General features: G+C 72.2%; 20 protein-coding genes. 8 read left to right on the top strand and 12 right to left on the bottom strand.

Features of this window, described 5'->3' with window-relative positions; translation table 11 throughout:
- Positions 1-9 precede the first annotated feature (9 nt).
- Together ABD287_RS02905 and ABD287_RS02900 are read left to right on the top strand one after the other, a co-directional pair.
- Entirely contained in the window at positions 10-618 is a 609-nt protein-coding gene (locus tag ABD287_RS02905) for an FMN-binding protein (RefSeq protein ID WP_344167651.1), read from the top strand.
- Positions 619-683: 65 nt separating this feature from the next.
- Positions 684-1,631 carry an EamA family transporter gene (locus ABD287_RS02900; RefSeq protein ID WP_344167648.1) on the top strand — a complete coding sequence of 316 codons (948 nt, stop codon included), beginning with the start codon at positions 684-686 and terminating at the stop codon, positions 1,629-1,631.
- Here the strand turns inward: ABD287_RS02900 and ABD287_RS02895 are convergent.
- Positions 1,569-1,970 carry a hypothetical protein gene (locus ABD287_RS02895; RefSeq protein WP_344167645.1) on the bottom strand — a complete coding sequence of 134 codons (402 nt, stop codon included), beginning with the start codon at positions 1,968-1,970 and terminating at the stop codon, positions 1,569-1,571. The two genes, ABD287_RS02900 and ABD287_RS02895, sit on opposite strands and share 63 nt — an antisense overlap.
- Positions 1,971-2,091: 121 nt before the next feature.
- Between ABD287_RS02895 and ABD287_RS02890 the strand changes: the two genes are divergently transcribed.
- Entirely contained in the window at positions 2,092-3,417 is a 1,326-nt protein-coding gene (locus tag ABD287_RS02890) for an ABC transporter substrate-binding protein (RefSeq protein WP_344167642.1), read from the top strand.
- 67 nt (positions 3,418-3,484) lie between these two features.
- On the opposite strand, the gene ABD287_RS02885 is transcribed toward ABD287_RS02890, so the two are convergent.
- Both ABD287_RS02885 and ABD287_RS02880 read right to left on the bottom strand, forming a co-directional pair.
- Positions 3,485-4,885: a PrsW family intramembrane metalloprotease gene (locus tag ABD287_RS02885; protein WP_344167639.1), complete on the bottom strand. Its 1,401-nt coding sequence runs from the start codon at positions 4,883-4,885 to the stop codon at positions 3,485-3,487.
- Positions 4,882-5,439 carry a hypothetical protein gene (locus tag ABD287_RS02880; protein ID WP_344167636.1) on the bottom strand — a complete coding sequence of 186 codons (558 nt, stop codon included), beginning with the start codon at positions 5,437-5,439 and terminating at the stop codon, positions 4,882-4,884. The genes ABD287_RS02885 and ABD287_RS02880 overlap by 4 nt, the downstream gene beginning before the upstream one ends.
- Positions 5,440-5,538: 99 nt before the next feature.
- Here ABD287_RS02880 and ABD287_RS02875 point away from each other — a divergent pair, with 99 nt between their 5' ends.
- Positions 5,539-6,552, top strand: coding sequence for an aldo/keto reductase (locus ABD287_RS02875; protein ID WP_344167633.1), 1,014 nt, complete (start codon positions 5,539-5,541; stop codon positions 6,550-6,552).
- Positions 6,553-6,816: 264 nt separating this feature from the next.
- Here ABD287_RS02875 and ABD287_RS02870 read toward each other — a convergent pair whose 3' ends face one another.
- Positions 6,817-7,026, bottom strand: a complete 210-nt coding sequence (locus tag ABD287_RS02870; protein ID WP_189115003.1) for a BldC family transcriptional regulator — start codon at positions 7,024-7,026, stop codon at positions 6,817-6,819.
- A 408-nt stretch (positions 7,027-7,434) separates the two neighbouring features.
- A complete protein-coding gene (locus ABD287_RS02865) occupies positions 7,435-8,268 on the bottom strand; it encodes a DUF8083 family protein (protein WP_344167626.1) in 834 nt (277 codons plus the stop codon).
- Between the two features lie 163 nt (positions 8,269-8,431).
- Between ABD287_RS02865 and ABD287_RS02860 the strand changes: the two genes are divergently transcribed.
- Both ABD287_RS02860 and ABD287_RS02855 read left to right on the top strand, forming a co-directional pair.
- Positions 8,432-9,511, top strand: a complete 1,080-nt coding sequence (locus ABD287_RS02860; protein ID WP_344167623.1) for a Leu/Phe/Val dehydrogenase — start codon at positions 8,432-8,434, stop codon at positions 9,509-9,511.
- Between the two features lie 187 nt (positions 9,512-9,698).
- Positions 9,699-9,893, top strand: a complete 195-nt coding sequence (locus tag ABD287_RS02855) for a DUF3073 domain-containing protein (RefSeq protein ID WP_344167620.1) — start codon at positions 9,699-9,701, stop codon at positions 9,891-9,893.
- Between the two features lie 32 nt (positions 9,894-9,925).
- On the opposite strand, the gene ABD287_RS02850 is transcribed toward ABD287_RS02855, so the two are convergent.
- From ABD287_RS02850 to ABD287_RS02825, 6 genes are all read right to left on the bottom strand, one after another.
- A complete protein-coding gene (locus ABD287_RS02850; protein WP_344167617.1) occupies positions 9,926-10,669 on the bottom strand; it encodes a hypothetical protein in 744 nt (247 codons plus the stop codon).
- Positions 10,670-10,751: 82 nt separating this feature from the next.
- Entirely contained in the window at positions 10,752-10,907 is a 156-nt protein-coding gene (gene amcA / locus ABD287_RS02845) for a multiple cyclophane-containing RiPP AmcA (RefSeq protein WP_344167614.1), read from the bottom strand.
- Positions 10,908-10,926: 19 nt separating this feature from the next.
- On the bottom strand, positions 10,927-12,048 hold the full coding sequence (gene amcB, locus ABD287_RS02840; RefSeq protein WP_344167765.1) for a cyclophane-forming radical SAM peptide maturase AmcB: 1,122 nt from the start codon (positions 12,046-12,048) through the stop codon (positions 10,927-10,929).
- A gap of 31 nt (positions 12,049-12,079) precedes the next feature.
- A complete protein-coding gene (gene purM / locus ABD287_RS02835; protein ID WP_344167611.1) occupies positions 12,080-13,168 on the bottom strand; it encodes a phosphoribosylformylglycinamidine cyclo-ligase in 1,089 nt (362 codons plus the stop codon).
- A 69-nt stretch (positions 13,169-13,237) separates the two neighbouring features.
- Complete coding sequence (gene purF / locus ABD287_RS02830; RefSeq protein WP_344167608.1) at positions 13,238-14,782, bottom strand: amidophosphoribosyltransferase; 1,545 nt, start codon at positions 14,780-14,782, stop codon at positions 13,238-13,240.
- Between the two features lie 207 nt (positions 14,783-14,989).
- The gene (locus ABD287_RS02825) at positions 14,990-15,340 is read right to left on the bottom strand and encodes a sterol carrier family protein (RefSeq protein ID WP_344167605.1); all 351 of its coding nucleotides are present in this window, start codon (positions 15,338-15,340) and stop codon (positions 14,990-14,992) included.
- Positions 15,341-15,464: 124 nt separating this feature from the next.
- Here ABD287_RS02825 and ABD287_RS02820 point away from each other — a divergent pair, with 124 nt between their 5' ends.
- On the top strand, positions 15,465-16,988 hold the full coding sequence (locus ABD287_RS02820) for a carboxypeptidase regulatory-like domain-containing protein (protein ID WP_344167602.1): 1,524 nt from the start codon (positions 15,465-15,467) through the stop codon (positions 16,986-16,988).
- Here the strand turns inward: ABD287_RS02820 and ABD287_RS02815 are convergent.
- Positions 16,985-18,223 (bottom strand): alpha/beta hydrolase-fold protein, encoded by a 1,239-nt coding sequence (locus ABD287_RS02815; RefSeq protein WP_344167599.1) that lies wholly within the window; start codon positions 18,221-18,223, stop codon positions 16,985-16,987. The two genes, ABD287_RS02820 and ABD287_RS02815, sit on opposite strands and share 4 nt — an antisense overlap.
- Positions 18,224-18,332: 109 nt before the next feature.
- On the opposite strand from ABD287_RS02815, the gene ABD287_RS02810 reads away from it, so the two are divergent.
- Entirely contained in the window at positions 18,333-22,193 is a 3,861-nt protein-coding gene (locus ABD287_RS02810; RefSeq protein WP_344167596.1) for an amino acid adenylation domain-containing protein, read from the top strand.
- Position 22,194 lies beyond the last annotated feature (1 nt).

Genomic DNA, 22,194 nt, shown 5'->3' with positions numbered 1-22,194 from the left:
AGGCGCGCCATGAACCGGACCACAGGGGCGATTATCGGCGCGTTGGCCGGCGTCGCGATCCTGGCCGGCGCCAAGCTCGGGGTCACGCCGGTGGCGCTCGCAGCCGACGATGCCGGACGGCCCGCGGCCGACGACCAGCCCAGCACCCTGCCGGTTGACGGGAACCCCGGCCGCGACGACGCCTCGCCGTCGCCCTCGGCGTCATTGTCGCCGTCGGCATCGCCGTCGGAAAGCTCGTCGGCTGAGCCGACCAGCTCGCCGAGCGACCGGCCGAGCCCGTCGCCTACCGGCGAACCCACGTCCAGGCCGACGCCGAGCCGGACCCCCAGCCGGCCGAGCGAGCCCAGCGGCGTCTTCCGGGGTGACGGCGACAGAAACGTGTACGGGACCGTCCAGGTCACCATCATCGTCGACAACGGCAGGATCATCAGGTCGACGGCGACCTTCCCCGACAACGCGCCGACCTCAGCGCTGATCAACAGCCGGGCTGTGCCCCGGCTGAACGCGGCGGTGCTCACCGCGCAGAGCGCCGCCATCGACGCCGTCTCCGGTGCCACCTTCACCAGCAGTTCGTACCGCGATTCGCTCCAGTCGGCCATCGACAGAGCCCGGAGCTGACGACCGTCACCACACCGGCCGCAGGGCCGTCATTGTCGGCTCGTCCGGGACGCTAACCTCGGCGCATGGAGCAGCTGCCGGGACCGGCGGGGCCGTCCGGCGCCGCCCCACCGGGCGCCGCCCCGGTGGCCGGGACGGCCAAGGCTGTCGGGCTGGTCGCCGGCGGGATGGCTGGGCAACAGGTCGGGTCCGCCGTCGCCACGCTGCTCTTTCCGCAGGTGGGGCCCACCGGCGTCGCGGCGTTGCGGTTGTCCGTCTCGGCGGTCCTGCTGCTGGTCCTGTTCCGGCCCAGGCTCCGCGGCCACGGTCGGTCCGACTGGGCGGTGGTGGCTGGTTTCGGCACGGCGCTCGGCGCCATGAACCTGCTCTTCTATGAGGCCATCGCCCGGATTCCGCTTGGACCGGCGGTGACGATCGAGGTGCTGGGCCCGTTGGCTGTCGCGGTGTTCGGCTCCCGGGGGGCCGTCCGCTGGCTGTGGGCGGGTCTGGCGCTCGCCGGGGTCGCGCTACTCGGCGGTGGGGGTTACGGAGAGCTGACGGCGGCGGGGACGGCCTTCGCGCTCGGGGCGGCGGCCATGTGGGCCGCCTACATCCTGCTGTCCGCGCGGGCGGGGGCGAGGTTCCCCCGGGTCGACGGCCTGGCGATGGCGATGACGGTCGGCGCTGTGCTGAGTCTGCCGCTGGGAATCGCGACCGCCGGCGCCGACCTCCTTCGTCCGGCCGTTCTGGGTTGGGGCGCGGTGGTCGCCTTGCTTTCCTCGGCGCTGCCGTACTCATTGGAGCTGCTGGCGCTGCGACGGCTGCCCGCCGCGACATTTGCGGTGCTGATGAGCCTGGCGCCGGCGGTGGCGGCGCTGGCGGGCTGGCTGCTGTTGGGGCAGATGCTGGGGCCCGGCGGCTGGGCGGCGGTGGCTCTGGTGGTCGCGGCCAGCGCGGGCGCGGTCTGGACGTCAGGCCGCCAGCCGCAGCGTGGCCACCGTGGAGGCGGCCAGGGCGGCGACGCACTCGACTAGCCGGCCGTCGTCCGCGGCGGCCCCGAACAGGGCGGCGTGGGTGTCGGCGTCGGCGCAGGCGTAAGCGCTGAGGAAGCGGGCGGTCCAACGCAGGTCGTAGGGCGCGGCATCGATGCCCGGGAAGCTCAGCGCGCACCCGGCCGCCGGCGGGCCGGCGAGGGTCCGGTCACTGAGCACAGTGTCGGCCAGACATAACACGACATCATAGACGGCGCCCAAACCTGACCGTTCGATCACGCTCCGTACCTCTTGGAGCACGACCGCCGGATGATCCCCGTCCGCGGCGTACGCCAGAATCTGTGTCGCATCGCACACCGCGTCATCACTCAACTGGATCACGCCTGCCACGGTAGGGAGCGAGGTCAACCCGGCTCTAATCACACCCCCGATCAGCCGGTGCGCAACCCATCGGCGAGGGGTAATCTTCGCTGGTGACTCTTCGGGAGGGAGACAGTCGTTCATGCGATCTCGTCGCTCGGCAGGCGCCGCCCTCCTGGCCGCGTCGCTGACGCTGCTCGCCGCTGGCGGCTGCTCTGACAGCTCCGCGGAGGGTCGCGGCGCCCCGATGAACGTCCGCATCTACGGCGCCGACGGCAACATGAACAACTCGTTCGGCGAGTCGTTCGCCCAGACCCCGGGCGCGCTCGCCGGCATGAAGGGCACCACACCGCTGACCCAGCTGCCGGAGGACTTCAAGAGCCGCCTACGCGCGGTCGACGACAAGCTCACCGACTTCACCTACTCCGCCGAGGCGTACGACGCGGTCGTCATCAGCGTCCTGGCCGCGGAGCTGGCCGGCACCAGCGACTCCCGGCAACTGGCGAGGTTCGTCAACTCCGTCACCAACGGCGGCGAGCTGTGCGACACCGTCAAGTCATGTCTGAAACTGGCGACCAAGGGGCGTGACCTCCGCTATCGGGGCATGTCGTTGCGCCGTTCGGGCTTCACTGACGCCGGCGAGCCGTCGACCGCCTCGTACGCCACCCTGCACTTCGGCGAACGGGACCAGATCGACGACGGCAAGACCGAGTTCGTCGGCGCGGGGGACGAGACGGCCAGCAGCCGGGCCCAGGCGCCGGCGACATCCGGGACCGCCTCGGGCGGGGGGCCGCTGCGGATCGGCGGGCTGCTGCCGCAGACCGGCGACGGCGCGAACGTCTTCCCGCCGATGCGCGCCGGCGCGGCCCTGGCGATCCAGGAGGTCAACGCCGCCGGTGGGGCGCTCGGCGCCTCGGTCCAGTGGCTGGACGGCGACGACGGCACCAAGCCGGAGGTGGCGAAGCGCACGGTCGCTGCCCACATCGCCCGGGATGTCAACGTCATCATCGGCCCGGCCACGTCGGGTGTGGCGCGGGCGGTGCTGCCGGACGTGGTCCGCGCCGGCCTCGTGCTCTTCTCCCCGTCGAACACCGCGGCCGATCTCAGCTCGGCGCAGGACGAGGGCCTGTACTTCCGGACCGCGCCCTCGGACGCCCTCCAGGGCACCGCCCTCGCTGACGTGATCATGCGGGACGGCGCCCAGAAGGTCGTCATCATCGCCCGGGACGACGCGTACGGGGTGGGCCTACAGGAGAACGTCCGCGCCGCGCTGCTGAGCGCCGGGCGTTCCGAGGATCACATCAAGACGATGCGGTACCCGCTGACCGGCGACGGCCCGGTCGACTTCGGCGCCGGCGCCCGCGAGGTCCGCGGGTTCGCCCCCGACTCGGTCCTCGTGATCGGACTGTCCGAGTCAGCCGCCGTCATCCGGGCCATGGCGCAGGAGAACATCAACCTTCGGTCCTGAACCGGCGCCGCTGACGGGACCTGGCTCCGGGCCGGGCGGTCCTGCGGACCCGCGTCGCGTGGGCCGCTCAGGCCGGCCCGATGGCCTGGATAGCCGCCCAGATCGCGGCCAGCGCGACGAGCCCGACGGCGGTGGCGATCGCCATCCGCGGCAGCACGGCGCTGACGTTTCCAGCAGTCGCTTCCGGGTGTCCGAGCTCCTCCAGTCTCGCCCGGCGCAGCAGCACCTCACGATGACAGTGGCTGACATCCGCGTCGGCCTGCGTCGACTCCGGGCCGGCGACGGCTGCTCGGCTGAGGGCCACCGCCAGCCGTGCCTGTGCCGTCTGGAGACCGCGCACGGCGCGGGCCGCCCGGTGTCCTGCCCGCGCCGACGCCCGGCGTCGGGCCTGCGCCCGCAGCCGACCGCTGCCGAGGGCGCGCAGCTCGTCGGGGGTGATGACATGCCGGTCCCCGAGCGCGTCGAGTTGGTGCAGGTAGTAGGCGGCCTCGCGGGAGTGCGCCGACCACACCACCAGCAGGATCATGCCCAGAGCCGGGCTTCCTTTGAGGACAAGCACCACCAGGATGCCCAGCGGGCCCTGCCCGAAGCCGTCAGCCCAGAACGGGCTGTTCCACAAGGCGTGACAGGCCCAGGCGCCGAGCAGCGCCAGCCCGATCATGGCGATCCGGGTGGGGCGGGACCGCTGGGTCCGGACCACGAAGTACCCCACCCCCAGCCCGGCAAGCCCACTGAACAGCGTGTGGCTCCACAGCCCGGCGAGGAATCCACGGAGCAGGAAAGTGGTGACGACCGGGTCGATCTGGTCGCCGCGGCCGGCGAGCGCCACCGCGCTCGTCGCGTAGATCATGTTCTCGACGATCTGGAACCCCAGCCCGACCAGCGCTCCGTACACGAAACCGTCGAGGACGCTGTTGATGTGTTCCCGGGCGATCAGGACTATCACCAGGATGCCGAGCAGCTTGGCTACCTCCTCGACAGCGGCCCCGGCCAACGCGGGCCCCCACTCGACAGCGAACGCCGGGGAGATCGTCTTGGCGATGATGTCGTGGAGGGCGGTTCCGGCGTCCAGAGCGAGCGCGGTGGCGACCAGGCATCCCCAGGCGAAGGCGGTGGCGGTGAGCGCGGGTGGCTCGCGTTCGAGATAGTCGAGGGCGCCGAGCAGACTCCAGAACGGCACGGCGTAGATGGCGAACATGATGATGGCCGCCGCGGTGGCGGTGGGGTGCCGTTGCCCGGCCTCGTGCAGCACACCGCCGACCTTGGCCGCGCCCAGTCCCATCAGGATGATGGTGAGCCAGAACGCAGGCAGCAGCAGCGGGTTGCCGAGGTCGAGGCCGGGCGGCGCGGGTCGGACCGGGGCGCTGCGGGCGCTGCGGGCCAGGCCGACGTTGCTGATCTGTCTCGGGCCGATGTCGACTGTCGCGTTCGGCCCGATGGCTGCCGGTGGGTCCGGTTCGATGCTCACCGTCCGGTCCGGAAGGCGAGCGAGCGGGCGCTGGCGTCCACGCGGTCGATGACGGCCCCCAGGTCGCTCTCAGCACCGCTGACGGTGATCTCGACGGCGATGCCCCGGTGCAGGAAGACCTGGAACCGGCCGATCCGGCCTGGGCTGGCGTATCCGCCGCTCAGACCGGGCACGCCGGCATCGGTGCTGGTGGGGGCCTGCGGCCCGGTCACCTGCACACCGCGTCGCGCAGTGATCTTGCGGCGGAGGCGCCGCTCGGCGGCTGCCAGGTCGCCGCTGAACGGGCCGGCGACGACGACGATCCGGACCGCGCCCAGCTGGAACCGGACCGCGCCGGCGCGCGGTCCGGGCCGGGTCGCGGTGAGGTCGAGGAGGGCGCCTTCGGGTGGGAGCAGGCGGACCCCGGCGCCGACCAGGTAAGGACGGTCGGCGGGCGGTCGACGTTCGGCGGGCAGCGCCCGATCGAGCGCGGGCAGGCCAAGGGCCATGGCGGCGGCGACGCCGCCGACGCAGAGGCTGCCGATGAGGTTCAGCAGCCGGGGGTGGGCGGCCACCACAGCGAGATTAGGGACCAAACCCATCTAACCGGCACGATTCATAGAAAAATGGTGTTGGTACCGTTATTCCGTCTCAAAACAGCAACGGAGGACCCCATGCCGCACGCCCCCGCCGCCCTCCCGACCCGGCTACCCGAGCGGTGGCGCGGCGGATACCGGCAGTCCGTGCTGCTGCTCGGCGCCGCCCAGCTCGGCGGCGCCTACGGGGCCCCACCCGTTGACGGCGCCGACCCCACGACGGTCGAGCTGTTGCGAACCGCGGCCTCGGTCGGCGTCACCCACATCGACACCGCCCGCGCCTACGGCCTCAGCGAACGTCGCGTCGGCACGGCGCTCCGGGCGCTCGCCTCGGACCAGCTCGAAGCGGCGACCCGACTGGACGTCGTCACGAAGATCGCGCCGCTGGCCGAGGTGCTCGCCGGCGAGCGATTCGTCGGTCTCGCGCCGGACCTGGCCGCCGCGGCGGCGGTCGAAGCCAGCGTCGGACGGAGCATGGGCGAACTCGGCCGGGAACGCGGGCTCACCCTGCTGCTGCACCGCGCCGCGGACGCCGCGTACGCCCACGGCGCCGCCTGGCAACGACTACGGCGTTACCTGGCCGACGGCCAGGCGCACCGGATCGGGGTCTCCGTCCAGGACCCGTCGGAGCTGCGGTTGGCGCTGGAGCTTCCCGAGCTGGGTTACTTGCAGCTCCCCTGCAACATCCTCGACGGCCGGTGGCTCGACCCGGGGCTGACCACAGCCCTCCTGGCTCGGCCGGACCTGGTCGTGACGGCCCGCAGCGTCTTCCTCCAGGGCCTGCTGGCAGCTGGCCGTTCGGTGCGCTGGCCCAAGCTTGACGACGGGGACCGCGATAGTCTCATCTCGACGTTGGACAAGATGTCCGACGAACTCGGCCGCGCCGGCCGGGACGACCTGTGCCTGGCGTACGTGCTGTCACTGCCCTGGGTGACGTCCCTGGTGGTGGGTGCGGAGACCGCCGGCCAACTGCGCGCCCATGTGCTGCTCGCCCGCCGCGATCCGTTGACGACCAGCGAGCGCGAGTGGGTCCGCTCCGGTATCCCCGAGCTGCCGGCGCAGCTGCTGGACCCGCGCCGCTGGCGCGACTGACCCGAGGGCTCGCACACCCGTAACCAAAGCCTCGCCGGAACGTTGTAGTCGCCGGGCGCCCTTCATGCAATTGCCACCATGGGGACGCCTGATCCGCACCGAACGCGCCACGGTCCCGACCAGGTCGCGAGTGGAGCGGCCTGACGCGGACAGTCCCGTGGAAGCGTCAGGGCTGGTGGCGGCGCGGATTTGCCCCGCGCTTCCACCAGCCCAGCAGGTTCACACCGGACGCGCCAGCCGGCGCAGGATCGGTGATCGCGTCGTTCAGTCGCCCTGACGCTGCATCGGGATCTGCCCCTGCAACAGAGCGCGTACCTCGGACTCCCGGTACCGGCGGTGACCGCCCAGAGTCCGGATAGCGCTGAGCTTGCCCGCCTTCGCCCACCGGGTCACGGTCTTCGGGTCGACGCGGAACATCGACGCGACCTCGGCCGGGGTCAGCAGCGGCTCTGGTTCGTGGGTACGCGATGCCATCGAGTTCCTCCAAAGGGGATGAAACGACAACCGGGGTCCCGCCGGTCGACGCATATTCATGGTCCGGCTAGTCCACGATGTCCGACATGGGCCGAACGGTCGAAGGTACGTGGATGGATGGATGATGATTGACCATTTTTTGACAGGTTTTATCCCGCGAATCCATCTAAATGCAGGTAAATAGACCGCTGCTATTCAGCGGTTTACCAGCTGAAACCATCCACACGACTCGGGCGTCATCGCGGTCGTCGATACCCTGGCCAGCTCAACGGCAAACGCCGCCAGCGCCGGTCAACGGCAGCCCTCGTCGCCGCTCGCGCTCGCTTCGACGACGGCGCGCCTGTCGCGAACGTGACTCAGGTTCAGCGTGAGACTACCCGGCCCCGCGGTCCGGCGGGAATATCAAGATTAGTTGCACCGCTCCTGGAGTTGAACCGCACGCCAACGATCGACCAGTTTCTCGTACGCCGACGTCGCCGATCCGGCCTCCCCGCGGCCCAGCCCAGTCAGCCCCGCAGCGGCCAGCCTCGGCGAGTCGTCGTCGGTCAACTCCTCGTCGGTGAGCAGATCGACCAGGCCGCCGTAATCCAACTCGACCACCGACCGCGGGTGGAACTCCTCCAGCCATCGGGCGCTCTCCTCCAAAGCGTCGGTGATCGGCGCATCGCCCACCGACTTGCGGAGCACGGACACCCCCCGGTGCGCCCGGCGCCGGGCCTTGGAGATCTCGGTGCGGTACCGCAGGAAGCGCGGCGCCCGCAACGACAGCTCCCGCTCGGACTGCTCCACGAACACGAACCAGCGCAGCGGAACGCCCCAGGTCGCCACCTGCTCGTGCAGCCGGCCGCCGGCCGCCCCGGCCGCGTCGCTGTCGCGCCACTCGTCCACGAGCAGCTGCGCCTGGCTCACCAGCGCCGGCGGCACGAACGCGTCCGCGAGCACCGGGGGCACGCCGTCACGCGCCACCAACGCTGCCTGCGCCACCCGAACCCGCAGATTCCACGGGCAGACCAGGGTGGCGCCGGCGACCTCCAGCACATATGCCTCGTCCGGCAACTCAGGCAACCGGGCCCAGACCGCCCCCATCGCCGACCAGACGGCCGCCCGTTGCCGGACCGGCCCCTCCGACTGGGCAACGACGTGACCACCGTCGATGTACCGCCGCCACCGCTCCTGCCGCGGCCGGTCGAAGGCGGCGAGAGGCTCGTAGACGCGGAGATAGGAGGCGAACTGCGACGGCACCGCGAGATCTTCGCACGCGGACCTGCGAAAGCGCCGGTCGACGTGGTCCGTGCCGCGGCCCTAACTCCCATTACGCTCACCATGCAACCGGCGCCACCCAGGCCGGAGACCCTGGACGGCGGCGCCACCCGAAGGCGTCGCGGAACGAGCAGTTGGAGCAGTCATGGGCGTATTCAGCACCACCGGACCGGAGACCGCCGGCCACGAACAGGTCGTGTTCTGCCAGGACAAACAGTCCGGGCTCAAGGCAATTATCGGCATCTACTCCACCGCGCTCGGTCCGGCGCTGGGCGGAACCCGGTTCTACCCGTACGCCAGCGAGGCCGACGCCGTCGCCGACGTGCTGGACCTCTCGCGTGGCATGGCGTACAAGAACGCCCTGGCCAACCTCGACCTCGGCGGAGGCAAGGCGGTCATCTGGGGGGAGCCGGACCAGATGAAGTCCGAGGCGCTGCTGCGCGCCTACGGCAGGTTCGTCGAGTCCCTTGGCGGCCGTTACTACACCGCCTGTGACGTCGGCACCTACGTGCAGGACATGGACATCATCGCCAGGGAGACCGACTTCGTCACCGGCCGGTCCGAGGCGCACGGCGGCGCCGGCGACTCCTCGGTGCTGACTGCCTGGGGCGTCTTCCAGGGCATGCGCGCGGCGGCCGAACACGCCTGGGGCGAGCCGACGCTGCGCGGCAGGCGGGTCGGCGTCGCCGGCCTCGGCAAGGTCGGCCGTTACCTGGTCGGCCACCTGCTGGAGGACGGGGCGGAGGTCGTCGCCACTGACGTCTCGGAGAGGGCGCTGGACTGGGCCCGGCAGACCCATCCACAGGTCGACCTGGTCGCCGACACCCACGCGCTCATCACCTCGGACATCGACGTGTACGCGCCGTGCGCGCTCGGCGGGGCGCTCAACGACGACACGGTTCCGGTGCTGCGCGCCAAGGTGGTCGCCGGCGCCGCCAACAACCAGCTCGCCCACGAGGGCGTCGAGAAGCTCGTCGCCGACCGCGGCATCCTCTACGCCCCCGACTACGTGGTCAACGCCGGCGGCGTGATCCAGGTGGCTGACGAGATCGAGGGCTTCAACTTCGCCCGGGCCAAGCAGCGCGCCACCCAGATCTTCGACACCACCCGACAGATTATGCGGCTCGCCGACGCCGACGGCGTGCCCCCCGCGGCGGCCGCCGACCGCCTCGCTGAGCGTCGAATGGCCGATATCGGACGCCTCCGGACGATCCGACTGCCCTGACCGGCCACGCTCCGGCTGTCGGGCCACCGCTCCGGTTGCCCGACAGCCACGGTCCGGCTTCGATCACGGCTCCGGCCCCGAGGTGCCGAAGCACGCCGTACCCATGTACCGTATGAACCACGAGAGATGCCGGACTTTATCGGGGCCTGCCTTCGTGCTGCCCCGTCATTTGTGCGAGGGGGTCGCCATGGGGCGCGGCCGTGCAAAGGCGAAGCAGACGAAGGTGGCCCGGGAGCTGAAATACCACTCCCCGAACACCGATCTCACTGCGCTGCAGCGCGAGCTTTCCGACGGTAGCCGCAAGTCGGCTCACGACGTCGACGAGCTCGACCCGGACGAAGACGTAGACGAAGCGGACGACTGGGCCAGTCCCTCCCGCTGATCTCGCCTCGCACCCGGCCGACGCCCACCGACTCAGCTGTTAAACGCGTCGGTGAAGATTTCCGTGTTCCGGCGGATCAACGGGACCATGTCCAGGTCGTCCTGCGGAAAGTTCGACACCGCGACGTTCGGCGTTCCCAGCTCCGGGGGCGCCCCCAGCTTGTCCGCGTCGTCGACCTGGAGTTTCGGTCGGGCGGCGCGCAGCCTCGCCAGCTGGGGCGCTGCCACCGCGCCCCGCTGGTAGACGCCGACGAGGTTCAGGCCCATGAAGCGGGCCCAGTCGGCGACGTTCTCCTCAGCGACGACCCGCCACGGCGGGATCGGGTTGAGGCTACGACCGGCGACCTGGATACCGTCCCAGGTGGCCTGGAAGTCGGTCACCCACTGCTGGGCGGCGACGCTGGCGCCGAGGATGCCGCCGAGGCGCGTCACCTCGTCGCTGATGACGGCACGGTCGTAGCGCAGGGTCACCGGCACCAGGACGGCGTCGCCGGCCGCCGCCTTCAACTCGGCCGCGAACGGATCTGACTCGGCGAAGACGACGAAGTCCGCGGCGGCGGCGGTCGCCAACTCCGACGGCTGCGGCGTGCGCAGCGGGTCAGTCTGGACAGCGCCGTTGAGAACCCTGACGTCCGTCGCGCCGGCGGCCTTGGCGTAGGCGCCGGCCCAGGTGGTAGACGCCACCACAGTCGGGCCGTCGTCCGCTTCGTCCTGCCGGCTGCCGCAGCCGACCATCGTCGCCGCCAGGACACCGACCAATGCCACCCGAGACCACATTCCCCCAACGATACCGGCGCCTGCCGCGCGGCTGTCGCGGACGACATCGACGGTCCTGGTTCGCCCCGGCACGCCGGGTCGATCAACGAGGGCGGTTGTTCCAGTTGTAGAAGGTCGGGATGTTCTCGAAGTGGTTCCACGCGCACACCGCCGAGCCGTCGCCGCCGGCCTCCGCGCGGGCGCCCCGGGCGGTCGCGGCCTCGGCGAGCAGGGCGGTCAGGCCGTCGCGGGTCGCCATGACCCGGTCCCGGAGCGGGTCATGGACGTGCGGCGGTTCGAGGCCCGGGCTGTTCGTGCTCCTCGACATGGTCGAGAACTCCCTCCCAGAGGCGCATCTTGCTGTTTCGGCAGTGATTGGTCACCGTACCGTCGAATCGGCCGATTTCGAAGTAGCGGTTCGCAGCGTGAGCGCCGCCGCAGAAACCGAAGTACGCGCATTCCGATCGGCACCGTTCGACGCCGGTGAGGAACTCGGCGATCCATGGGGTGGCCACGGCGCCCCGCAGCAATTCCGGCAACGGCGTGGCCAGCACGTTCCCGGTGGAGAAGTCGCCGTACCGGGGATGGGAGAACCCAGCCAACTCCGGTGACAGGAGAATCACGGCGCCGTCGTGGGCGACGGTGGGAATCGGGTCGAGCTGCCTGGGCAGGACAGCGTCCTCATCGCCGTCAAGGACCGCGGCCGCGTACCGCAGCGACCACTCGATCTCCCGCAGGTGCAGGCGGGGGTCACGTCGCCAGGCGGCGGTGAGCGCCGACCAGAAACCGCGCACGTCGGCGGCGGCGTGGTCATTGACCCGGGCATTGACCCCCTCCTGCTCCTCGATGTTGATGCCCAGGACATCGCAGCCCAGGTCGAGGAAGTACGCGTACAGCTCGACGGCCCGGTCCGGGGTCGGCTCCGGTACGACGCACAGCGCCGAGAAACCGATCCCGTGCCGGCGCAGCACCCCGATGCCGCGCATGATCCGGTCGTAGGCGGGCTGGCCACCGCGGTTGACCCGGTCACCGTTGCGTTCGCGGGGGCCGTCCACGCTCACGCTGACCCGCATCCCGGTGGCCAGGAAGAACTCGCACCAGGCGTCGTCGACGAGGGTGGCGTTGGTCTGCACATGGTGCTCGACACCGGCGGGGAACGGGGCCATCAGCGCGGCCAGGTGTTCGCGCCCGGCCGCCAGCGGCTCGCCGCCGTGCCAGACCACCGAGAATCGTCCGGCCTCGGCCCAGTCCCCGACGCCCGCGGCGACCGCCTCGGCCACCTCCACCGACATCCGACGGTCCGCCGCGCGCCACGGCAGGTAACAGTAGGCGCAGTCGAGGTTGCAGAGGGTGGTCGGCTGCATGACCACGTACGAGGGCGTCTCCGCGATGCCGCGCATCCCGGAGAACGCCCCCCGTGTGGTGGTCACATCAGCCGCGGGTGTGCGACCCGACCGTCCGTACCTGGCCGTCGCCCTCGACGATCTCGCCGGTCTGCCACGCCTCGACGCCCCGGCCGGCCAGGAAGGCCAGCGCCCGGTCGGCGTCCTCGCCGTTGACGATCGCGAACATGCCCACGCCCATGTTGAAGGTGGCGTCCATCTCCGGGTCGTCGATCCGGCCCCTGGTCTGGACCAGCTCGAAGATCGGCTGCGGACGCCAGGTGGAACGGTCCACGATCGCGTCGACGCCGTCCGGCAGCACCCGGACCAGGTTGCCGGGAATGCCGCCGCCGGTGACGTGGCACAGCGCGTGCAGATCCGTCTCGACCATGAGGTCGAGGCAGGTCTTGGCGTAGATCGTCGTCGGGGTCAGCAGCTCCTCGCCGAGGGTGCGCTGCGCTCCGAACTCCTCGACGAGGGTGTCCAGCCGCATCCGGCCGGCGCCCAGCAGCACGTGGCGGACCAGCGAGTAGCCGTTGGAGTGCAGGCCGGACGAGCGCATCGCGATGACCGCGTCACCGATCTCGACCTTGTCACGGCCGAGGATCGCGTCCTCCTCGACGACGCCGACACCGGTGGCGGAGATGTCGTACTCGTGCGGACGCATGACGCCCGGGTGCTCGGCGGTCTCGCCGCCCAGCAGCGCGCAGCCGGCGTACCGGCAGCCGTCGGCGATGCCCGCGCCGATCTCGGCGATCCGCTCCGGGACGACCTCGCCGGTGGCGATGTAGTCCTGTAGGAACAGCGGCTCGGCGCCGCAGGCGACCAGGTCGTCCACCACCATCGCGACCAGGTCGATGCCGACCGTGTCGTGGATGTCCATCTGCTGGGCGATGACCAGCTTCGTGCCGACGCCGTCGGTGGACGCCGACAGCACGGGGTTGCGGTACTTGGTGAGGTCGAGGCGGAACAGGCCGGCGAACCCGCCGATGTTGCCCATCACCTCGGGGCGCATCGTGCGCTGAACCTGACCCTTGAGCAGCTCGACGGCCCTGTCACCGGCCTCGATCGACACTCCGGCGGCAGCGTACGTCGCTGACCGCTGCCGGCCGGCAGCGCGCTCGGTCACCTGCGTCACGGTTCTCCCCTTTTTCCTGTACGCGGCTGGTCCGCGTCGATCGGCGGTCGGCCTGCCCGACGCCGGCGGCTACGGACGGCGCAGGGCGTCCCCGGCGCCCTGGCTGGCCAGCAACGGCGTGGCGCCGTCCGGCAGGCCGGGACGGTCCGGCTGCGGCTCTGCGGCGACCCGGTCCGGGGCGCCCTCCAGAAGGTGCTTGCCGAGCTCGGACGCCGGCAGCTCAATCGGGTACACGCCATCGAAACACGCCCGGCACAGCCGCGTCTTCGGCTGCTCGGTCGCGGCGACCAGACCGTCCAGCGACACGTAGCCGAGCGAGTCGGCGCCGATGGACCGGCGCACGCCGTCGACGTCGGCGCCGGTGGCGATCAGCTCGGCGCGGGTGGCGAAGTCGATGCCGTAGAAACAGGGCCAGCTCACCGGCGGCGACGAGATGCGGATGTGCACCTCAAGGGCGCCCGCCTCGCGCAGCATCCGGATGAGGGCGCGCTGGGTGTTGCCCCGCACGATCGAGTCGTCGACGACGACGAGGCGCTTGCCCCGGATGACGTCGCGCAGCGGGTTGAGTTTGAGCCGGATGCCCAGCTGCCGGATGGTCTGCGAGGGCTGGATGAAGGTCCGTCCGACATAGGCGTTCTTGGTGAGGCCGTGGCCGAACGGGATGCCGGACGCTTCCGCGTAGCCGATCGCGGCCGGGACGCCGGACTCCGGGACCGGCATGACCAGGTCGGCCTCGACGGGGTGTTCGGCAGCCAACCGGCGGCCCACCTCGACGCGGGCGGCGTAGACGTTGCGGCCGGCGATGGTGGCGTCGGGGCGGGCCACGTACACGTACTCGAAGACGCAGCCCTTGGGCTCGGCCGCGGCGAACCGGCTGGACCGCAGGCCGTTCTCGTCGATGGTGAGCAGTTCGCCGGGCTCGACTTCGCGGACGAAGCTGGCGCCGACGATGTCCAGCGCTGCCTGTTCGCTGGCCACCGCCCAGCCGCGCTCCAGACGGCCGAGCACCAGCGGCCGGACGCCGTGTGGGTCGCGGGCGGCGTAGAGGGTGGTCTCGTCCATGAAGACGAAGCTGAACGCCCCCCGCACCGTCGGCAGGACCTGGAGCGCCGCGGCCTCGATCGGCAGGTCGGGGCGGCTGGCCAGCAGCGCGGTGATGACGTGGGTGTCGGAGCTGCCTTCGACCTTGAGGCCGCGCCTGCGCGCCTCGGCGTGCAGCTCGGCGGTGTTGACGAGGTTGCCGTTGTGGGCGAGGGCGAGGGTGCCGGAACCCGTTCCACGCAGCGTGGGCTGGGAGTTCTCCCAGGTCGACCCGCCGGTGGTGGAGTAACGGGTGTGGCCGATGGCCTGGTGGCCGTTGAGGCTGGCGAGGGTGGCCTCGTCGAAGACCTGCGAGACCAGGCCGACCTCTTTGAAGACGACGACCCGTGACCCGTCGCCGACGGCCATTCCGGCCGCCTCCTGACCGCGGTGCTGGAGCGCGTACAGACCGTAGTAGGTGAGCTTGGCGACCTCTTCGCCCGGCGCCCAGACGGCGAAGACGCCGCACTCGTCCTTGGGGCCGGGTTCCTGGGGGTCGAGGTCGTGGCTCAACCGGCCGTCGCCTCGGGGCACCTGCGGCTCCTCGTGCTGGTCGTGCGTCGGCTCCGGGCTGCCGGCCTGGCTGGCCCGCGACCGCGCCGGGATCGGCGCTCGGAGGCGGGACAGTTCGGCTGGTCACGGGCTGAACGCGGCGAGCGGGGGTTACTGGCGAGTGTACGCGAGGCCGCGGGCGACGGCCGAGGCCGGCTGGCCCGGCACTGCGGTCCCTTAGATCACTATTTAGGGTAAAAAAACCGAGATGTCCGATCGCGTCCCGCTGGCGGCCACCCGGCCCTGACCGACGGCGTCCACCCAGGTCAGCCGCCCGGTGGCGAGCAAAACCCAGGTGAGCGCATCCATCTCCACCACGTTGGCCGGCGTGCCCCGCGTGTGACGCGGGCCCGGCCCGCACTGCACCGCGCCGTAGGGTGGGACCCGCACCTCGACGGACCGCCCCGGCGACCGCCGCGCCAGCTCGCCCAACAGCGCTCGGACGGCGTCCCGGAGCACGGCCAGGTCGGGTGACTCTCCCGCGTCGAGAGCGGCGAGGACCCCCGAGACGGCCGGCGTCGTTCCGCTCTCCTCGGGCACGCAGGGACGATACGACGCGCCGACGACGAAGAGTCCGCCGACCCCGGGATGGCGCATCGTCGCCAACGCGGGGCATAGTGACCACCGGTGTGACCGTGGAGCTGGTACCGGAAGGCGGTGGCGGGTGAGCACGTCGCAGGTAGGCACGAGGCAACAGTCGAACGGCGCCCGGCCGACGACGGGGCTGCGGCTGGTCGCGACGATCGCAGTAACGATCGGCGGCCTCGCCACTGTCGCCCTCGTCGGCGCGGGTCCCGCGGCGGCCAAGCCCTCCGTCGCGCCGGTGGCGACCCCGGCCCGCGCGCAGGCCGCCGAGCCGCAGATCGAGCTCACCGTCGACGTGGACTCCGTCGAGCTCAGAAGCGGCGGACAGGCCAACGTCAGCTACGAGGTCGCCAACAACGGCACCATGTTCGTCGGCCAGGTGGGTATCCGCACCGGCGACAACCTGCGCTGCTCCGGGCAGTGCGGGCGGTTCCTCACCCTCGACTCGGGAGAGCGGCAGACCTTCTCCGCGAAGATCACCGCCGGCGATGTGCCCGCCGGGGAACGCCGACGCACCGGCATCGCCATCTCGGCGGGCAACGCGCGCCGCGATGTGCAGATGGAGGTCGTCGGGCCTGACCGACCCCAGTCCGTCGGGCAGATCAGCGGGCGGGTCGCCCATGCCGACAGCGGCAACGGAGTCGCCGGCGCCCTCGTCAAAGGACAGGACTCCGTCGGCAACTTCCTCACCGTGGAGACCGACGGGGAGGGGCGGTACTGGCTACGGCCCCGCAACGACCGACCGTTGTACGCCGGACAGATCGTCCTCACCGCCTCCGCCGCCACCTTCACCACCACCCGGCAGACCATCCGGATCGCCCCCCGCGAGGACCGGCGTGACGTCCGGCTGACGCTGCGGCCACAGGCCCAGTCCAGTCCCAGTCCGAGCCCGAGCGCCCAACCCAGCGTCGAGCCCACCGAGGAGCCCGCCGAGCCTCCGGCGGAGGAGCCGGGCCCGGGCGGCGCCCGGAACACCAGCTCCGACTCCTCCGGCCCGCTGACCTGGATCCTCATCCTCGTCGGCGGGCTCATGTTGGCGCTCGGCGTGGGCGCGCTCGTGCTGCTCATCCTGCGGCGCCGGCAGGACCGCAACGGCGCCTCCGGCGTCGGGGCGCAGCCCCACTTCCCGCGCCAGCCACCGGGGCCCCCGGCGCACACGGCGGCGCTGCCGTCGTCGGCGCTGTCCAACGCGCCGACCGTCGTCCAGCCGGCGATCCGCGACGAGTACGCCGACCCGTACGGGCTCCCGCCCGGTGTCCAGGGCGTGCCGCCGCACACGGCCACGCTGGCCCCGATCCCTGCCTACGGGGACATGCCGACCCAGACGACCCCGCCCGCCTACGGCGAGGGATACGGGACGTCCCACGCGCGACCTGAGCGCCAGCAGGACGCCGGGGCCACCCAGCTGTACGACGAGCCGACCGGGCGTTTCACCGGGCAGACCAGCCAGCCGTTGACACCCGGCTCCTACCTGGGCGCCGTGGGGACCTCGCCGGAACCGTCCGACCGGCGGCTGCCCGGCTACGACCCGGACGGCCGACAGCCGCAGCCCAGCCCCCGTGAGCAGTACGAACGTCGCATGATGGAGTGGATGGACGACTAGACGCCGAGGCCCGGGCCGTCGCCGAACACCCGGGCCAACGCCGGCCCGAGCAGCTCACGCCAGCAGGCCCGGTCGTGACCACCGGGGTACTCCTCGTAATGGACCCGGTGGCCGGCATCGATGAGCGCGTCACGCAGTCGACGGTGCGGCGTCAGACTGATCCACTCGTTCTGGCCGACCGAGAGGTCCCAGCGCAGCGGGGCCCGTCGGCGCCGGCGGATCTCCTCAGCGAGCCACTGCGGTTCCGCGCCCTCGGCGTTGGGCCACCAGTAGGCCCCGGAGTGGGTGAGAACCGCACCGAACCGGTCCGGCCGCCGTAACGCTGCGTGCGCGGCGGCCAACCCGCCCAGGCTCTGTCCGGCCACCACTGTCCCGTCCGGACCGCCGACCAGCGGCAGCCCGGCAGCCGAGATGACCTCGTCGGCCAGGAAGTCGGCGAACGCGTCCCGGCAGGCGTAGTCGCCGGCCCGCCCCGGCCCCTCGCCCGAGTCGGGCATGAGGACCACCACCGGCGGCAGGGCGCCGTCGGCGATGAGGTTGTCCAGCAGCGGGGCCACCGGCAGCAACGGCCCCCAGATCTGGCCGTCGAGCAGCACCAGCGTCCGGTACGGCCCGGACGCTGCCGGAACGTACCGCCACACCCGTCTGGCGCCGGCGAGGCGCGCGCTCGGAACGTCACCGACCGTCAGCATGCCGGTCGGCACGCCAGGCCGGGCCTGCCATGGACGTCCCCCGGTCAGGGCGACGGTCTCGGCGATCGAGGCCGGCGGGCCGTGGTCGCGGGGCAGCACGCGGTCGTTGTGCGGGTCCGGGCGCAGACTGGAGCGCACCCAGCCGAACCCGTGGCCGGCGCTGGCCCGGACCGCGAAGTGGTAGCTGCCCCGCCAGCCTCGCGGCAGGCGGTACGACAACCACCACAGGTCGGCGCCGTCGAGCCGCCGCATCCGGCTGGCGGCCAGGTCGAACCGGTCGGTCAGCTTGTTGGCCAGCACCAGCACCTCGCCGGCCCGGCCGCGCCAGAGGAACGTGACGATGACGTGCCCCGGATCCACGGGGTCCGGCTCGATCAGCGGTGTGCCGGCCCGAACCACGTCCGCCCAGAACTCCGGCAGCCGTGACGGGTCGCGGGTCAGCGCCGCCACGGCCGGGCTCTGCGCCAACGGCGGCGGATCCGGACGGGGCCGGTCCGGCGGCACGCAGGAACGGGGATCGCCAACGGGCGGGTAGCTGGTCACGTATCGGCCTTCGCGGATGGGACAGGATCGTCGCCAATCGATTAGGTTAGCCTAACCGCGCCCGGACGCGGTTGTCGTCCGGACGTTCCGACCACCCCGGAGGTCACCGTTGAACCGCAGCGCCGAAGGTCGCCCGCTGACCACGGCCGAGCAGGCGCTCTGGTACGCCCAACAGCTGGCGCCGGCCAACCCCGCCTACCTGTGCGCGCACGCCGTCAGCCTGCGCGGCGCCGTCCGGACGGCGCGGCTGCTGGCCGCCATCGACACGGTCACGGCAGCCGCCGCCAACTTGTGGATCACAGTGCGGGACAGCCCGGACGGCCAGCGGGCGACGGCCGGCCCGCCGACCGGCTGCCCGATCCGCGACCTGCGCGCCGAGCCCGACCCGGCCGGCGCCGCCGCGGCCTGGATGAGGGCCGACCACACCACCGGCGTGCCGATGGACCGCCCCGGCATGTTCGCCCAGGCGCTGCTGATCCTGGCCGAGGACCACGTCGTCTGGTATCTGCGCGCCCATCACCTGCTGCTCGACGGATACGGGTTCACCCTGCTGGCCGACCGGGTCGCCGCCGTCTACCGGGACGAGACGACCGTGGTCGGGTTTCCGCCCGCCGAGCGGCTGGTCGCCGACGAGCGGGCGTACCGGGACTCGCCCCGACGGATCGCCGACCGGGAGCACTGGCACGCCCACCTCGCCGCCCGTCCCCCGGCGATGTCGTTGTCCGAGGTGGTGGCCGCGCCCGACGTCCCGCACCGGGTCGCCGGAGTCCTGTCTGCCGACACCTGCGCCGGCCTGCGCGCGGTCGCCGACAGCCTCGGGGTGGCCTGGGCCGAGCTGGCGATGATCGCCACCGCGGTCTACCTGCGCCGGGTGACCGGGTCCAGCGAGGTGGCGGTCGGCCTGCCGTTGATGAACCGGCTCGGGTCGGCCGCGGCCCGGATCCCGTCCACCGTGGTCAACGTCCTGCCCTTGTGGCTCGTCATTGACGACCGCGGGAGCCTGCGCGCGCTGGTCCGGCAGGTGCGGGCCGCGCTGCGCGAGCTACGCCGCCACGGCCGCTACCGGTACGAGGATCTGCAACGCGAGTTGGGGCTGGTCGGCGGCGGGCGTCGGCTGGCCGGGCCCAGCGTCAACATCAAGCCCTACCCGGAGCCGCTGCGCTTCGGCGACGCCCTCGCGGAGGTGACAGCCCTGGCCACCGGGCCGGTGCCCGATCTGGAGTTCAGCCTGTGGCCCGACCCCGCCGGCGATCGGGTGCGCCTGTCCGCGGCGGCCAACCCGGCCGCCTACGACGCCGCGACCGTGGCTGCCCACCGGGACAGGCTGTCCCACCTGCTGGACCAGCTCGCCGCCGCCGACCCCGACGCGCCGCTGGCCGAGCTGGAGATCGCCACACCGGCGGAGCGTCGTCAGGTGCTACGGGACTTCAACGACACCGACGCGCCGCTGCCGCCGGTCACGCTCACCGAGCTGCTGGAACGCCACGCGACCAGCGACGACCTGGCGGTGGTGGCGCCGGACGGCCAACTCAGCTACGTCGAGCTGCACCGCAGTGCGGACCGGCTGGCTGTCGAGCTGGTCGCCCGCGGGGCCGGGCCGGGGTCGTTGGTGGCGCTGGCGCTGCCGCGCGGCCTGGACCTGATGGTGGCGTTGCTGGCCACGCTCAAGGCCGGGGCGGCGTACCTGCCGCTGGAGCTGAGTCATCCCCCGGCGCGGACCGCGCAGCTGCTGGCCGCCGCCGCGCCGGTGTGCCTGCTCGCCCACGCCGCGACCGCCGTCGAGCGGGCCGGCGCCACGCCCTGGCTGGACCCGGCGGCGGTGACCGGCGCCGCCGCCCCGGTCCGCATTCGACCGGCCACGCCGGAGGACCCGGCGTACGTCATCTACACCTCCGGGTCGACCGGGGCGCCCAAAGGCGTCGTCGTCCCGCACCGGGGGATCGTCAACCGGCTGTTGTGGATGCAACGGCACTTCGGTCTGGCGCCGGACGACCGGGTGTTGCAGAAGACGCCGTACGGATTCGACGTGTCGGTGTGGGAGTTCTTCTGGCCGCTGACCGAGGGCGCCACGGTGGTCCTGGCCCGCCCGGACGGTCACCGGGACCCGGATTACCTCGCCGAGCTGATCCGCGACGCCGGGATCACCACCGTCCACTTCGTGCCGTCGATGCTGCGGGCCTTCCTCGACGCCGGTCAGGCCGGCGCGTGCGGTCGGACGCTGCGCCGGGTGGTGTGCAGCGGCGAGGAGCTGCCGGCCGAGCTGGTCAGAACGTTCACACGGCAGGTCGGAGCGCCGCTGCACAACCTGTACGGGCCGACCGAAGCGTCGGTCGACGTCACCTGCCACGACTGCGCCCCGGACGAGCCGGGCCCGGTGCCGATCGGCCGGCCGGTGGACAACACCCGCCTGTACGTGCTGGACCCGGCCGGCCGGCCGGCGCCGCCCGGGGTGATCGGCGAGCTGTACCTGGCCGGCGCGCAGCTGGCCACCGGCTATCTGGGCCGGCCGGACCTCACCGCGGAGCGGTTCGTCGGCGACCCGTTCGGCGGGCCGGGCGAACGGATGTACCGCACCGGCGACCTGGCCCGCTGGCGCCGTGACGGGGCCCTGGAGTTCCACGGCCGGGCCGACCGGCAGATCAAGGTCCGGGGCTTCCGGATCGAACCGGCCGAGATCGAGGCGGCGCTGACCGCCGACCCGACCGTGGCCGCCGCTGCCGTGCTCACCTGGCCGGACGCCCCGGACCGGCTCTGCGGCTACGTGACCGCCGCGCCCGATGCCGACTGCGACCCTGAGGCGGTCCGGTCCCGGGTGGCGCAGCGGCTGCCGGACCACCTGGTCCCGGCCACGGTCACCCTCCTGGCGGAGCTGCCGCTGAACACCAGCGGCAAACTCGACCGCGGCGCGCTGCCGCCGCCGCGCTGGGTCGCCAGCGGGACCCAGGCGCCGCGGAACCCGCACGAGGAGTTGCTGTGTCAGCTGGTGGCCCGGGCGCTCGGCGTGCCGAGGGTGGGACCGACGGACAACTTCTTCGACCTCGGCGGGCACTCGCTGCGGGCCGCGGCGTTGGTGTCCGAGGTACGGGCGACCCTGGGCGTCGCATTGACGCTCGGCGCGGTCTTCGCGGCTCCGACCGCCGCCGGGTTGGCCCGGGCGTTGGCGGACCCCACAGTCAGCGACGGGGCGCTGGGGGTGCTGTTGCCGTTACGCCCGGCCACCGCGGACGCCGGGCCGCCGTTGTTCTGCGTTCATCCCGCCGGCGGGCTGGCCTGGAGCTACGCCGGCCTGCTCGCCACACTGCCGAGACAGGTGCCGGTGTACGGCCTACAGTCGCGGGCGTTGCTGGACCCGACCGCCGCGCCGACCAGCATCGACCAGATGGCCGACGACTATGTGGACCAGATCCGGCGGGTTCAGCCGGCGGGCCCGTACCGGTTGGCGGGCTGGTCCGTCGGTGGCGTGATCGCCCAGGCGATGGCCGCCCGCCTACGCCGGGGCGGCGAGCGGGTGCCATTGCTGGCCCTGCTGGACGCCTACCCGGCTGACCAGTGGCGGGACCTGCCCGCCCCGGACGAGTCAGCGATGCTGCGGGCCCTGCTGCACATGGCCGGCAGCGACGAGTCGGTTCTCGACGGCGCGCCGGTCACCCGGGACGCGGTGCTGGCGGCGCTACGTGATCGGGGCAACGCCATGGCCACCCTGGACCCCGCGGCGTTGGACGCGGTGGCCACGGTCGTCGGGCTCAACGCCCGGCTGATGCGGGAACACCGGCACGAGGTGTTCGACGGCGACGCGTTGTTCGTGGCGGCTGTCGCGCCGCGTCCGGAGACCTGGCTGACCCGGTCCGGCTGGTTGCCCTATGTCACCGGTGGGCTGGTCAGTCTGGATCTGGAATGCACTCATCCGCAGTTGGTCCAGCCGGCGCAGTTGGCCCGGATCGGCGCGGCGATCGCCGAACGGCTGCGGTGAC

The sequence above is a fragment of the Pilimelia columellifera subsp. columellifera genome, assembly GCF_039532605.1.
GTDB classification, from domain to species: domain Bacteria; phylum Actinomycetota; class Actinomycetes; order Mycobacteriales; family Micromonosporaceae; genus Pilimelia; species Pilimelia columellifera.
Note: the sequence above shows the minus strand (reverse complement) of the source record. Positions and strands in the feature narration are given on the sequence as shown.

Bases quoted from the DNA above. Each gene is read 5' to 3' on its own strand.
- ABD287_RS02905 (WP_344167651.1), top strand. From the start codon at position 10: ATGAACCGGACCACAGGGGCGATTATCGGCGCGTTGGCCGGCGTCGCG.
- ABD287_RS02900 (WP_344167648.1), top strand. From the start codon at position 684: ATGGAGCAGCTGCCGGGACCGGCGGGGCCGTCCGGCGCCGCCCCACCG.
- ABD287_RS02890 (WP_344167642.1), top strand. From the start codon at position 2,092: ATGCGATCTCGTCGCTCGGCAGGCGCCGCCCTCCTGGCCGCGTCGCTG.
- ABD287_RS02875 (WP_344167633.1), top strand. From the start codon at position 5,539: ATGCCGCACGCCCCCGCCGCCCTCCCGACCCGGCTACCCGAGCGGTGG.
- ABD287_RS02870 (WP_189115003.1), bottom strand. From the start codon at position 7,026: ATGGCATCGCGTACCCACGAACCAGAGCCGCTGCTGACCCCGGCCGAG.
- ABD287_RS02860 (WP_344167623.1), top strand. From the start codon at position 8,432: ATGGGCGTATTCAGCACCACCGGACCGGAGACCGCCGGCCACGAACAG.
- ABD287_RS02855 (WP_344167620.1), top strand. From the start codon at position 9,699: ATGGGGCGCGGCCGTGCAAAGGCGAAGCAGACGAAGGTGGCCCGGGAG.
- ABD287_RS02850 (WP_344167617.1), bottom strand. From the start codon at position 10,669: ATGTGGTCTCGGGTGGCATTGGTCGGTGTCCTGGCGGCGACGATGGTC.
- amcA (WP_344167614.1), bottom strand. From the start codon at position 10,907: ATGGCGACCCGCGACGGCCTGACCGCCCTGCTCGCCGAGGCCGCGACC.
- amcB (WP_344167765.1), bottom strand. From the start codon at position 12,048: ATGCGCGGCATCGCGGAGACGCCCTCGTACGTGGTCATGCAGCCGACC.